Genomic DNA, 13676 nt, shown 5'->3' on the forward strand with positions numbered 1-13676 from the left:
GGGGATAAATCCCCTCGCCACAATGTTGTTCCAAATTGAGTTATGGAGTTAGCTCACGACTTCCAGTGCTGGGTGCTGACTCGATCCGAAGGTCAGGTACGCCACTAGCTCCGCCAACGGCAGCGGCTTGCTGATCAGATACCCCTGCACCTGATCGCAACCAAACCCGCGCAGCAATTCGAGCTGCTCCGGCGTTTCCACCCCTTCCGCCACCACCTCCAGATGCAGGTTGTGCGCAAGATTGATCATCGCGTGCACCAGTTTGCGGTTTTCTTCGCGCTGTTCCATGCCGCCGACGAAGCTCTTGTCGATCTTCAGCAGAGTGATCGGCAGGCTGTTGAGGTGCACGAACGATGAGAATCCGGTGCCGAAGTCATCCAGCGAAAAGCGCACGCCAAGACGGCCGAGGGCGTCCATGGTCTGTTTGACCAGATCGCTGCGGCGCATCACCGCGGTCTCGGTCAGTTCGAACTCCAGCCACTGCGCCTCGACACCGCGCTCGGCAATCAGACGGCTGAGGGTCGGCAGCAACTGGCTGTCCTGAAACTGACGGAAGGACAGGTTGATCGCCATGTGCAGCGCCGGTAAACCGTGCTCGCGCAGGGCCTGCATGTCGCGCAGCGCACGGGAAATCACCCAGTAGCCCAGCGGCACAATCAAGCCACTCTGCTCGGCCAGCGGCACGAATTCGCTTGGCGGCAGCAAGCCACGCTCACTGTGACGCCAGCGCACCAAGGCTTCGAGGCCGACGATCTGGCCGTCTTCGAGATTCAGCCGTGGCTGGTAATGCAGCTCCAGCTCATCGCGACGCAAGGCCCGGCGCAGCTCGCTTTCGAGGTCGGCCATGCTCCGTGCGTTGCGATTGATGCGTTCGTTGAAGATATGGAAGGTGCAGCCCTGGGTGCTCTTGGCCTGCTGCATGGCGATGTGCGCGTGCCACATCAGCGGGTCGGCGCCACCCTGTGCGCGGGCATGGGCAATACCAAGGCTCGAGCCGATCAACAGGCTTTCGCCGTCGACCCAATAAGGTTCGGCCAAGGCTTCGGTGATGCGTTCGGCCATCCACTCGGCGCGTTGCGGTGCGCGGCGGGTATCGATCAGCAGGGCAAATTCGTCGCTGCCCAGCCGCGCCAGTTGATCACCGGCCTCCAGCTGGCTTTTCAGCCGCGAGACGACTTGCAGAATCAAGCGGTCGCCGGCCTGATGGCCGAGGGCGTCGTTGGCGTGACGGAAATTATCGAGGTCTAGATGCCCGAGCGCCAGGCCACGACCGTCGCCTTCGGCAAGGCGTGCGGTGAGCAAGGTCTGGAAGCCCTGACGGTTGGCGATACCGGTCAGCGGGTCCTGTTCGGCAAGACGTTGCAGGGTGTTTTCGAGAACGCCGCGTTCGCGCACATGGCGCAGGCAACGCCGCAGCATGCCGGCATCGAGCGCGTCGAACACCAGCCAGTCACTGACGCCAACGGGCGCGGTCTCGGGTTCGTGTTCCAGCAGCAATACCGTCGGCAGGCTGCAACGACCGGGCGCCGGCTGCAACGCCGGAAGGGTCAACAGCACGGCATGGCGGTTGTCTTCGAACAAACTGCTGACCGACTCCCAGTTCGGCGCGCTGATCAGCACCGCCGCGCTCCCCATCGGAGCCAGACACTCACGCAATAACGCTGTCCACGCTGGCTCTTCGGCCAGTAGCAGCAAACGCAAGGGTTCGACAGGCGTAGACAAGCTAGCTCCCTAGACTCTGCAATGGTGTGGGCGGGGCATTATGCCGTTGCGCAGTTCAATGACCAAATGACAACGGTTATCAAAACGTTATTTTGTGTCACGAATGAGAACATTAGTCGCAAAATCTCCGCGCATCCTCCGCGAAAGTAACAAAACCGGCAAATTTGAATCGCGTGGTGCGTCACAAGTCGGACAGAGCAGCACAATTCTCTGAGCCTGTTAAAATGCCGGCCCATTTCGTCAACGACTCCCGAATTTTCGTATGTCCCGACTCAATCCCCGGCAGCAAGAAGCCGTGAACTACGTCGGCGGCCCTCTATTGGTGCTCGCCGGTGCTGGCTCCGGCAAGACCAGCGTGATCACGCGCAAGATCGCGCACCTGATCCAGAACTGCGGCATCCGCGCCCAGTACATCGTCGCCATGACCTTTACCAACAAGGCCGCGCGCGAGATGAAGGAGCGGGTCGGCACCCTGCTGCGTGCCGGCGAAGGTCGCGGCCTGACGGTCTGCACCTTCCACAACCTGGGCCTGAACATCATCCGCAAGGAACACGCGCGGCTGGGCTACAAACCCGGTTTCTCGATCTTCGACGAGACCGACGTCAAAGCCCTGATGACCGACATCATGCAGAAGGAATACGCAGGCGACGACGGCGTCGACGAGATCAAGAACATGATCGGCGCCTGGAAAAACGACCTGATCCTGCCGCCGCAAGCGCTGGAGAACGCGCGCAATCCGAAAGAACAGACTGCCGCGATCGTCTACACCCACTACCAGCGCACGCTCAAGGCGTTCAACGCGGTGGACTTCGACGACCTGATCCTGCTGCCGGTAAAGCTCTTCGAAGAGCACGCCGACATTCTCGAAAAGTGGCAGAACAAGGTGCGCTACCTGCTGGTCGACGAATACCAGGACACCAACGCCAGCCAGTACTTGCTGGTTAAGATGCTGATCGGCAAGCGCAACCAGTTCACCGTGGTGGGCGACGACGACCAGTCGATCTACGCCTGGCGCGGCGCACGGCCGGAAAACCTGATGTTGCTCAAGGACGACTATCCGTCGCTGAAAGTGGTGATGCTGGAGCAGAACTACCGCTCCACCAGCCGCATCCTGCGTTGTGCCAACGTGCTGATCTCGAACAACCCGCACGAATTCGAAAAGCAGCTGTGGAGTGAGATGGGCCACGGTGACGAGATCCGCGTGATCCGCTGCCGCAACGAGGACGCCGAAGCCGAGCGCGTGGCCATGGAAATCCTCAGCCTGCACTTGCGCACCGACCGCCCGTACAGCGATTTCGCGATCCTCTATCGCGGTAACTACCAGGCCAAGCTGATCGAGCTGAAGTTGCAGCACCACCAGGTGCCGTACCGCCTGAGCGGCGGCAACAGCTTCTTCGGCCGTCAGGAAGTGAAAGACCTGATGGCCTACTTCCGCCTGATCGTGAACCCGGACGACGACAACGCCTTCCTGCGGGTGATCAACGTGCCGCGCCGTGAAATCGGCTCGACCACCCTGGAAAAACTCGGCAACTACGCCACCGAACGCAAGATCTCGATGTACGCCGCCACCGACGAAATCGGCCTTGGCGAACACCTCGACAGCCGCTTCACCGATCGTCTGGCGCGCTTCAAGCGCTTCATGGACAAGGTCCGCGAGCAGTGCGCCGGCGAAGACCCGATCTCGGCGCTGCGCAGCATGGTCATGGACATCGACTACGAGAACTGGCTGCGCACCAACAGCTCCAGCGACAAGGCTGCCGACTACCGGATGAGCAACGTCTGGTTCCTGATCGAGGCGTTGAAAAACACGCTCGAGAAGGACGAAGAAGGCGAGATGACCGTCGAAGACGCCATTGGCAAACTGGTCCTGCGCGACATGCTCGAGCGTCAGCAGGAAGAAGAGGACGGCGCCGAAGGCGTGCAGATGATGACCCTGCATGCGTCCAAGGGTCTGGAATTCCCCTACGTGTTCATCATGGGCATGGAAGAGGAAATACTCCCGCACCGTTCCAGCATCGAAGCCGACACCATCGAAGAAGAACGCCGCTTGGCCTACGTGGGCATCACCCGCGCCCGTCAGACCCTGGCCTTCACCTTCGCTGCCAAGCGCAAACAGTACGGCGAGATCATCGATTGCGCGCCCAGCCGCTTCCTCGATGAGCTGCCGCCGGACGATCTGGCGTGGGAAGGCAACGACGACACACCGACCGAAGTCAAAGCCGTGCGCGGCAACAACGCATTGGCCGATATACGCGCGATGTTAAAGCGCTAGAATTGACCACTTTTTACTAGACCTTCGGCGCTCAAAGCGCCAAATGAGGACAGCTTCATGGAAGCATTGCAGCAGAAAATCCGCGAACAAGGCATTGTGCTTTCCGACCAGGTCCTGAAGGTCGACGCCTTCCTGAACCACCAGATCGACCCGGCCCTGATGAAGCTGATCGGCGACGAATTCGCCACGCTGTTCAAGGATTCGGGCATCACCAAGATCGTCACCATCGAAGCTTCGGGCATTGCCCCGGCGATCATGACCGGTCTGAACCTCGGCGTGCCGGTGATCTTCGCCCGCAAGCACCAGTCCCTGACCCTGACCGAAAACCTGCTGTCGGCGACTGTTTACTCGTTCACCAAGCAGACCGAAAGCACCGTCGCCATCTCCCCGCGTCACCTGACCAGCAGCGACCGCGTGCTGATCATCGACGACTTCCTGGCCAACGGTAAGGCGTCGCAGGCGCTGATCTCGATCATCAAACAGGCTGGCGCGACCGTGGCCGGTCTGGGCATCGTCATCGAGAAGTCGTTCCAGGGCGGCCGTGCCGAGCTGGACTCGCAGGGTTATCGCGTTGAATCGCTGGCTCGCGTGAAATCGCTGAAGGATGGCGTCGTTACCTTCATCGAATAATCCAGCCTCACCGCAGCCCCCCTGTAGGAGTGAGCCTGCTCGCGATGGCGGTGTATCAGCTGATATTTTCGTCAGCTGATACACCGCCATCGCGAGCAGGCTCACTCCTACAGTTGTTTTGGGCCAGGCAGTTATTGCGCGGTGGCCTTCAGGCCGGTAAGGAGCAGGCGCTGGAAAAGGTCTTCCTTCAGGCCTTCCGGGTTCGTGAGCTGCATCCGCTCCAGATGCTCTGGATACAACGAAGCCTCCGGCGCATCCAGCGCTGCTTTGCCCAGCTCCAGAATCTCGGTCAGCTTGAACTTGCTCTTCAGCCAGTTCAGCGCCCGCAGCAAATCCCTCTCTATCACTGTGAAATCACAGCCCAGCGGATACTCCGGAAACAGATGCGGATGCTTCGCTGCAATTGCCTGCAAACGTTGCGGCGTGTTCTCGGCAAATCGCGGATCGATGCGGAAACCCTTCGGCAATTTACCAACCTTCTGCGCCTGCTCGATCAGCCCCGGCTGGAAGCGTGAGTCGCTGATATTGAGCAACGCCTCAATGACCGCCGCGTCAGTCTTGCCGCGCAAATCAGCAATGCCGTATTCGGTGACCACGATATCGCGCAGATGCCGTGGAATCGTGCAATGGCCATATTCCCAGACGATGTTGGAACTGACATCGCCACCGGACTCACGCCAGCTGCGCAGTATCAGAATCGAACGCGCATCGTGCAGCGCGTGGCCCTGGGCGACGAAGTTGTACTGTCCGCCAACGCCGCTGAGCACCCGCCCGTCTTCCAGTTGATCGGCCACGCCCGCGCCAAGCAGAGTCATGGTGAACACGGTGTTGATGAACCGCGCATCAAGCCTTTGCAGGCGCTTGAGTTCTTCCTGGCCATAGAGCTCGTTGATGTAGCTGATGCGGGTCATGTTGAATTCGAGGCGCTTGCTCTGCGGCAGCTCGCGCAGGCGCTCGTAAAAACTGCGCGGGCCGAGGAAGAAACCGCCGTGCACCGAGATGCCATCGATTTGCGCCGCTTCATCGAGAGTGCCGGCATTGGCCTGTTCCTGCGTCTGCACGTCGGGGTAGACCTTGCGCCGTATGATCCCGGCGTCCGCCAGCACCAGCAGGCCGTTGACGAACATTTCGCTGCAACCGTACAGGCCTTTGGCGAACGGTCCGGTGCCACCCTCGCGCTCGATCAACTGCGCCCACTTGCTGAGGTTTATGTCGTTGAGCAACGCTTGATAACCGCCATTATCGGCCTGACGCGCGAGCAATGCGGCAGTCAGCGCATCGCCCATCGAGCCGATGCCGATCTGCAACGTACCGCCGTCGCGCACCAGCGTACTGGCATGCAGACCGATGAAATGATCCTGAAAACCAACCGGCATGTTCGGCGTGGAAAACAGCGTGCTGCTGTCCTTCGCGTCGATCAGCAGGTCGAAAGTGTCGATGTCGACCTCGGCATCGCCGGGCATGTACGGCAGATCGGTGTGCACCTGCCCGACCAGCAGAATCGTCTCCCCAGCCTCACGGCGTTTGGCGATCATCGGCAACAGGTCGAGGGTGATGTCCGGGTTGCAACTCAGGCTTAGACGATCAGGATGTTCGCTACTGCTGGCGAGCAACTGCGCCACCAGGTTCAGGCCGGCGGCGTTGATGTCGCGGGCGGCGTGGCTGTAGTTGCTGCTGACGTAATCCTGCTGGGCCGGCGCGCTGTTGAGCAGCCTGCCGGGCTGCATGAAGAACTGCTCGATGCGGATATTGGCGGGCAGGCTGTCGCGTTGCAGATCGGCGAGGAAATCGAATTCGGGGTAATCACCGAAGACACGCTCGACGAAGGGCTCGATGAAGCGCTTCTGCAGACCGTCGCCCAGGCTCGGCCGCCCCAGGCAGAGCGCGGTGTAGATCGTCAGTTGCCGTTCGGGCAGGTCCTTGATGCGCCGGTACAGCGCGTTGACGAAATGATTGGGCTTGCCCAGCCCCAGCGGCAAGCCCATGTGGATATGCGCCGGCAACCGTGCGAGCACGTCGTCCACTGCCTGTTCGATCGAACACAACTGCACCATCTGAAGCCTCCCGCCCGTTCCGTGAATAGAGGTAGACCGAGCTTGCCGGGGATTTACTTCCAAAGAAAGGCCGAGTGATGCGAAAAATTTCAAAACCACCCAAAGTAGAAATTGAAACCTTCGCTACAACCACAATCAACGAAAAGAGAAAAACCAACAATAACAACGAACTATTTATGACGAAAGAATTGCCCTACAAACCCAGAACCAAACTCCTACAACAAGCAGAAGTTTTATCGCGCAAAATAACAGGAAACATCTCAGTTACACTTATTTCACCATTAGCTAGGATTTGACAACCAACAGCACAGGAACCACATCAGATGGAATATCCAAGCCAATGAGAAAAAACATCACACCTTGTTGTTTCGGACTCATGATCGCAGCCGTAAGCGCAGCCTCACCTTATTTGATGGGAAATTCAATAAACCTCTATCTGATTCAGGACAGCTCATACATAGGCATGATCAGCACTGCCTGCTTAATCATCATATTAACCCCAATACTACGATTACTAGCAAACATACACATACAAAAAATCTCATCAAAAACCAGACTTATTCTAAAAAACAACTTAATAACCCACCTATCCACTAACAACCCTTCAATCAAAAGAAATAACGGGGAAATTATTGATTTAATTGACGGCGACGTGGACAGTTCGTTATACCTTAATCACGGCATATTTTTCGACATATCACTCAACAGCTCACTAATTATTTTATCCCTGCTGATAACAGCCTATTACTATCCACTCATGACGCTTGCACCTTTATCAGGAATAGTTTACGCGCTTATTGCGTTCTACATCACGCACAAATCAAGTGACATCCTGTATGCGAAATACGTAACGGAGAACACAAAGATAATCGGGACCATTTGTAACTTTCTTGCCCAATCAAAGTTCTACAGCGACAAAACGCGTATAGATATAAAAAATATTGAGAGACTCGCCTTTCGATCGCGCTTGAAATCCTCCATACTCGAGTCACTCTCAGGTACGTGTTATGTACTCGCCATAGGTGTGTTGCTACTTACAGTTATCCACGCGTTAAGCCAGAACATGATGAGCACTGGGGCAATCTTTGCCTCGGCAATATATGTAGAACGTGTACTCAACCCGACAACAGCACTTATTTCAATTTACTTTTCAAACAGAGAAGCATTCTATCGTCGCAAAAGAATTAATGCGCATGAATTATAAGGACCGGTCATGCTTAGCTGCCTTTTTAAGAACGCAATCATGATTTCTTCAGCAATAGGATTTTTGGCTATTGCTGCCTATTGTCAATTACAAATACCATCAATTTTAGCCCAGGGACTCACCAACATAACAAACGGCAATCACAGCTTGAAGTTTTTCTTAATTTTTTCTCTATCGTTTCTATGCAAAATATTCGCACAGAGTATAGGTAACTCCTTGGCAGCCTATGCAGAGGCTTGCACGCGCTTTTTCTTGATAAGTTCAGTGGTTCACAATCCTAGCCAATGCACCATAGGTTCCCGCATCACGCTGATAAAAGAAGACGCCGAACGGGTAGCAAGTGCAGTACATGACTTCATTCATTTGGCAGGCTCCTGCATTTTGACCTTCGCAACCGCATACACACTTCTGAATGAAAATGCGTACTTCACGCTACCGATCATAATCATCACGGCCCTTACATCTACCTACATAAAATACGGCGCCGCAAGAATTGAAAAAATGTACACGATAGAAATAGAACAGGAAGAGCTTTACAAGGATTCAATTATAAAAACCCTCAACATCCCGGCTACCCATAAAGAAGATTCAACCCACCATCTAAATAAAAGCTTGGACCTGTTGAAAAAAGCCACGCATGCGCGCTACAGATATAACAAGGCGAGCCTTGTAATGTGCTTCTGGCCTGAACTGCTGATCGCATTAGGCACAGCATTCGTAATCATTATCATCGCAAGCTCAACTCCAGAACTTTTCGGAACAAAGCTGATTGCCTATTTGGGTTATATCGGAATATTCACCATGGCTAGCGCCAACTCCATAAAGCTCGCTATAGCTTTGATCGGGGTAAATATATCAATCAAAAGAATTTTCAAAGAGGCCTGAAATGAAATCTCTTTTTCTACAACAAATACGACTAAAACCGGGCGAGGTCGCCCCCCATTTTATCAATTCACTATTCCCACTTCAGCTTGTAAGTCCGATAACGGTAATCATTGGGGAAAATGGTTCCGGCAAATCCACACTTCTAGAATCCGTCGCAATAAAACTGGGTTGTAATCCCGAAGGGGGTGGCAAGAATTTCAACTTCATTACCGAGAACACACACTCGCCCCTGCATAACTCTCTTATCCTTTCAAAGGGTTACGCAAGAGAAACAGATGTATTTTTTTACAGGGCAGAGACTTTCTATAACTTCAACACTGCGATACGCCAACTTGATCAAGAACCAAGCTTTGGCCCTGAAATTAAAACTTATTACGGCGGGCGAGATATGCATAGCATGTCGCACGGCGAAGCGATGGAGGCACTGTTTCAAAACAGATTCAAGGCGAAGGGCCTCTATATCCTAGATGAACCTGAAGCATCCTTATCCCCCCTGCGGCAATTGACGTTCATTAGACGCGTACTCGAACTTGCGCAAAAAGGAGCACAATTCGTCATTGCTACACACTCACCGCTCATCATGTCGATCCCGGGATGTGACTTACTGGAGATTTCGGAGGGACGTTCCGAGAAGATATCTCCGGAAGAAACTGATGCATATGCTATCTACAAAGCGGTTATCAACTCATCAGGGGAATTCATCAAAACGCTGGAGAATGAGTAATATTCGGCTAATACAAAAAAAACCGTCCGAAGACGGTTTTTTTCATCAGAAGCGCGCCTTACTTCAGGCCGGACATCTTCTGGATTGCGCCCTTGAGCTCGTCATCCGAGCAATCGGCGCAGGTGCCTTTCGGCGGCATGGCGTTGATGCCGGTGATGGCTTTGGCCAGGATGCCGTCGAGACCGCCTTGGTGATCGGCGCGGTCTTTCCAGGCTGCCGTGTCACCGATTTTTGGTGCGCCCAGCAGGCCGGTGCCGTGGCAAGCGTTGCAATGTTTGGCAATCACTTCGTCCGGGGTTTTCGCACCGCCACCGCCGCCGGCAGTTGCAGCCACTTCCATCCCCTTGCATTCCTGCCCTTGAACACACACCTGGCCAACCGGCTCGAGGCGTTTGGCAATGTCGTCATTCGTCGCAGCTTGAGCGCTGACAGCCCAGAGGGCCAGTACGGTTGCTGGTGCGGCCAGCATTTTCATAATTAGGTTCACGCGTTCACCCTCAATGGTGGCTATTCACGCCTGCGGCCACGGTTCGCAGGCGGGCGGAAGTATAGCGGGTAGCCCGCCACACTGAAACAACCCCATAGTCGAAGGGGTTATACCGCACAGTGGAAAAACTCGTTGGATGCCTTCGCCGTCATGGCTTGGCGCCTCTATCTTTAAAAATTCGCCGGCGTGGCTGCGCTGATTAGTCGCGCAGGCGCGTCGAACGGATTACGGAAACGATGCGGCTTGGTACTTTCAAAGTAGTAGCTGTCGCCGGCTTCGAGAATAAAAGTTTCCAGCCCCACCACCAGTTCCAGACGACCTTCGACCAGAATCCCGGTTTCCTCGCCCTCATGGGTGAGCATCTCTTCGCCGGTATCGGCGCCCGGCGGGTAGATTTCGTTGAGAAATGCGATAGCCCGGCTCGGGTGCGCACGGCCGACCAGTTTCATGGTCACGGCGCCGTCGGAAATGTCGATCAGCTCGTTGGCCTTGTAGACGATCTGGGTCGGGACTTCCTGCAGGATTTCTTCGGAAAAGAACTCGACCATGGACATGGGAATGCCGCCCAGAACTTTTCTCAGCGAACTGATCGAAGGGCTGACGCTGTTCTTTTCGATCATCGAAATGGTGCTGTTGGTGACGCCCGCGCGTTTGGCGAGTTCACGCTGGGAAAGCCCTTTGAGCTTGCGGATCGATTGCAGTCGTTCACCGACGTCCAAGGCTGGAGCCTCCAGAGTGTTGTAGAAATATTGAGCGTTATCATGGCGACAGCGTTCAGTATTTACAACACTCGGGTCCCGTCGCAGCCTCAAGCCTCGGAATAGAGCCTTGGCACTCGACGCAGGTTGCAGAAGATCTGGTAGGGAATGGTGTCGGCCCACTGTGCGACTTCGCTGGCGAGGATGTTTTTGCCCCACAGCTCGACGGTCGAACCGAGGTCCGCTTCCGGCACATCGGTAAGGTCGATGCAGAGCATGTCCATCGACACGCGGCCAAGGATGCGGCTGCGTTTACCGGCCACCAGCACCGGTGTGCCAGTCGGCGCCTGACGCGGGTAGCCATCGGCGTAACCCATGGCCACCACGCCGATGCGCATTGGCTTGTCGGTGATGAATCTGGCGCCGTAGCCGATTGGTTCGCCGGCCGGCAATTCACGCACGCAGATGACTTTCGATTCGAGAGTCATCACCGGTTGCAGGCGATCAGCCACGGCGTTGGCTTCTTCGAACGGCGTGGCGCCGTAGAGCATGATGCCCGGGCGAACCCAATCGCTGTGAATCTGCGGCCAACCGAGCACGGCAGGCGAGTTGCGCAGACTGACTTCCGCTGCCAAGCCCTGACGCGCAGCCTCAAACACCGCGACCTGATCGGCGCTGCTCTGCTCGTGCAATTCATCGGCACGGGCGAAGTGGCTCATCAATACGATCTTCGCCACCTTGCCGCTGGCCAGCAGGCGTTGATACGCCGCCGGGTAATCCTTTGGATGCAAACCGACGCGGTGCATGCCCGAATCGAGTTTCAGCCACACAGTGATGGGTTTGCTCAGCGCAGCCTGCTCGATCGCTTCGAGTTGCCACAGCGAGTGCACCACGGTCCAGAAATCATGCTCGACGATCAGCGCCAGTTCATCGGCCTCGAAGATGCCTTCGAGCAACAACACCGGGGCCTTGATGCCGGCGGCGCGCAGCTCCAGCGCTTCTTCTATGCAGGCGACGGCGAAACCATCGGCCTCGGCCTCCAGCGCCTGGGCGCAACGCACCGCGCCATGGCCATAGGCATCAGCCTTGATCACGGCGAGCGCCTTGGCGCCGGTGACTTCGCGGGCAATTCGGTAGTTGTGGCGCAGGGCTTCTAGGTCGATCAGGGCACGGGCAGGACGCATGGCGGCAGACTTCTAGGCGGTCATGGGAATAAAAACCGGCGCTGGCTGACGGCGTGAACCGCCAACAGCACCGGGAGAGGGATCTTTACAGCGGTTTACGGCAGCGCGGCGACGATGGAAATCTCGACCAGGATGCTCGGCTTGGCCATCTTCGCTTCGACGGTGGCACGGGCCGGGGCGGCGCCTTTGGGCAGCCACTGATCCCACACTGAGTTCATCCCGGCAAAGTGCGCTTCGATGTCGTTCAGGTAGATCGTCGCCGACAACAGGTGCTGTTTATCGGTGCCCGCGAGATCGAGCAGGCGCTCGATATTGGCCAGTACGTCGCGAGTCTGCTGTTCAATCCCGGCGTCGAAATCGTCGCCGACCTGCCCGGCCAGATACACGGTGCCGTTGTGGCTGACGATCTGACTCATGCGCTCATTGGTGAGCTGGCGCTGGATTGCCATGTTTTGCGGACTCCTGGGTCTTGTTGCCGTAACGGGAAATATCGAGGCCTTCGGCGCTGATCTGCGGCTTTTTCTTCGCCATCAGGTCAGCCAGCAAGCGACCGGAACCGCACGCCATGGTCCAGCCGAGAGTGCCGTGACCGGTGTTGAGGAACAGGTTCTTGAACGGGGTGGCGCCAACGATCGGCGTGCCGTCCGGAGTGGTCGGACGCAGGCCGGTCCAGAAGCTCGCCTCGGCCAGATTGCCGCCCTGAGGATAAAGGTCGTTGACGATCATCTCCAGGGTTTCGCGGCGACGCGGGTTGAGCGACAGGTCAAAACCGGCGATCTCGGCCATGCCGCCGACGCGAATGCGGTTGTCGAAACGGGTGATCGCGACCTTGTAGGTCTCGTCGAGAATGGTCGAGGTCGGGGCCATCGCCGGATTGGTGATCGGCACGGTCAGCGAGTAACCCTTGAGCGGATACACCGGGGCCTTGATGCCCAGCGGCTTGAGCAGCTGCGGCGAGTAGCTGCCGAGGGCCAGCACGTAACGGTCGGCGGTTTCCAGCTTGCCGTCGATCCACACGCCGTTGATGCGGTCACCGGCGAAGTCGAGTTTCTGGATGTCCTGGCCGAAGCGGAATTCCACACCCAGTTTCACCGCCATTTCAGCCAGGCGCGTGGTGAAGATCTGGCAGTCGCCAGTCTGGTCGTTCGGCAGGCGCAAAGCACCGGCGAGGATGTCGGTGACATTTGCAAGTGCCGGCTCGACGCGGGCAATGCCGGCGCGGTCGAGCACTTCAAACGGTACACCGGACTCTTTCAGCACGGCGATGTCTTTGGCGGCGCCATCAAGTTGCGCCTGGGTGCGGAACAGTTGCGTGGTGCCGAGGCTGCGGCCTTCGTAGGCGATGCCGGTTTCGGCGCGCAATTCGTCGAGGCAGTCACGGCTGTACTCGGACAGACGCACCATGCGCTCTTTGTTCACCGCGTAACGGTTGGCGGTGCAGTTGCGCAGCATCTGCGCCATCCACAGGTATTGATCGATGTCGGCGGTGGCCTTGATCGCGAGAGGCGCGTGACGTTGCAGCAGCCACTTGATCGCCTTGAGCGGTACGCCCGGCGCGGCCCACGGCGAGGCATAGCCCGGCGAGACCTGGCCGGCGTTGGCGAAACTGGTCTCCATGGCGGCGGCTGGCTGCCGGTCGACCACCACCACTTCAAACCCGGCACGGGCCAGATAGTAAGCACTGGCGGTACCGATGACGCCGCTACCCAAGACCATTACGCGCATTTTGTATCCCTCATCGCGGCAGGGGCCGCGTACGTCTGTTGTTAGAGCAATGATGCGCGCAGTGTAAAAAATAAATGCCAGTGCTTTTCAC

General features: G+C 56.9%; 12 protein-coding genes. 5 read left to right on the plus strand and 7 right to left on the minus strand.

What is annotated here, in order from left to right; all coding sequences use genetic code 11:
• Positions 1-48: 48 nt before the first annotated feature.
• On the minus strand, positions 49-1722 hold the full coding sequence (locus KI231_RS28650) for a putative bifunctional diguanylate cyclase/phosphodiesterase (protein ID WP_213026951.1): 1674 nt from the start codon (positions 1720-1722) through the stop codon (positions 49-51).
• A 262-nt stretch (positions 1723-1984) separates the two neighbouring features.
• Between KI231_RS28650 and rep the strand changes: the two genes are divergently transcribed.
• A complete protein-coding gene (rep, locus tag KI231_RS28655) occupies positions 1985-3994 on the plus strand; it encodes a DNA helicase Rep (RefSeq protein ID WP_103302574.1) in 2010 nt (669 codons plus the stop codon).
• Between the two features lie 57 nt (positions 3995-4051).
• Positions 4052-4624 (plus strand): xanthine phosphoribosyltransferase, encoded by a 573-nt coding sequence (locus tag KI231_RS28660; RefSeq protein ID WP_047596759.1) that lies wholly within the window; start codon positions 4052-4054, stop codon positions 4622-4624.
• Positions 4625-4755: 131 nt separating this feature from the next.
• Here the strand turns inward: KI231_RS28660 and KI231_RS28665 are convergent, their stop codons facing one another.
• The gene (locus KI231_RS28665; protein WP_213026952.1) at positions 4756-6678 is read right to left on the minus strand and encodes an acetyl-CoA hydrolase/transferase C-terminal domain-containing protein; all 1923 of its coding nucleotides are present in this window, start codon (positions 6676-6678) and stop codon (positions 4756-4758) included.
• A gap of 340 nt (positions 6679-7018) precedes the next feature.
• Here KI231_RS28665 and KI231_RS28670 point away from each other — a divergent pair, with 340 nt between their 5' ends.
• The 3 genes from KI231_RS28670 to KI231_RS28680 are packed head-to-tail and all read left to right on the plus strand — an operon-like array spanning position 7019 to position 9491.
• A complete protein-coding gene (locus KI231_RS28670; protein ID WP_213026953.1) occupies positions 7019-7882 on the plus strand; it encodes a 6TM ABC transporter family protein in 864 nt (287 codons plus the stop codon).
• A gap of 9 nt (positions 7883-7891) precedes the next feature.
• On the plus strand, positions 7892-8767 hold the full coding sequence (locus tag KI231_RS28675) for an ABC transporter ATP-binding protein (RefSeq protein ID WP_213026954.1): 876 nt from the start codon (positions 7892-7894) through the stop codon (positions 8765-8767).
• A gap of 1 nt (position 8768) precedes the next feature.
• Positions 8769-9491 carry an AAA family ATPase gene (locus tag KI231_RS28680; RefSeq protein ID WP_213026955.1) on the plus strand — a complete coding sequence of 241 codons (723 nt, stop codon included), beginning with the start codon at positions 8769-8771 and terminating at the stop codon, positions 9489-9491.
• A gap of 58 nt (positions 9492-9549) precedes the next feature.
• Here the strand turns inward: KI231_RS28680 and KI231_RS28685 are convergent, their stop codons facing one another.
• The 5 genes from KI231_RS28685 to dadA form a co-directional block, all read right to left on the minus strand.
• Positions 9550-9966 carry a c-type cytochrome gene (locus KI231_RS28685; RefSeq protein ID WP_047596762.1) on the minus strand — a complete coding sequence of 139 codons (417 nt, stop codon included), beginning with the start codon at positions 9964-9966 and terminating at the stop codon, positions 9550-9552.
• A gap of 182 nt (positions 9967-10148) precedes the next feature.
• Positions 10149-10697 carry a cupin domain-containing protein gene (locus KI231_RS28690; RefSeq protein WP_007920393.1) on the minus strand — a complete coding sequence of 183 codons (549 nt, stop codon included), beginning with the start codon at positions 10695-10697 and terminating at the stop codon, positions 10149-10151.
• Positions 10698-10786: 89 nt separating this feature from the next.
• Entirely contained in the window at positions 10787-11860 is a 1074-nt protein-coding gene (gene alr, locus KI231_RS28695) for an alanine racemase (protein WP_213026956.1), read from the minus strand.
• A 95-nt stretch (positions 11861-11955) separates the two neighbouring features.
• Positions 11956-12309 carry a RidA family protein gene (locus tag KI231_RS28700; protein WP_038359209.1) on the minus strand — a complete coding sequence of 118 codons (354 nt, stop codon included), beginning with the start codon at positions 12307-12309 and terminating at the stop codon, positions 11956-11958.
• Positions 12281-13585, minus strand: coding sequence for a D-amino acid dehydrogenase (gene dadA / locus KI231_RS28705; protein ID WP_103302581.1), 1305 nt, complete (start codon positions 13583-13585; stop codon positions 12281-12283). Before dadA ends, KI231_RS28700 begins: the two co-directional genes overlap by 29 nt.
• Between the last annotated feature and the right edge of the window lie 91 nt (positions 13586-13676).

The sequence above is a fragment of the Pseudomonas sp. Seg1 genome (assembly GCF_018326005.1).
GTDB lineage: Bacteria > Pseudomonadota > Gammaproteobacteria > Pseudomonadales > Pseudomonadaceae > Aquipseudomonas.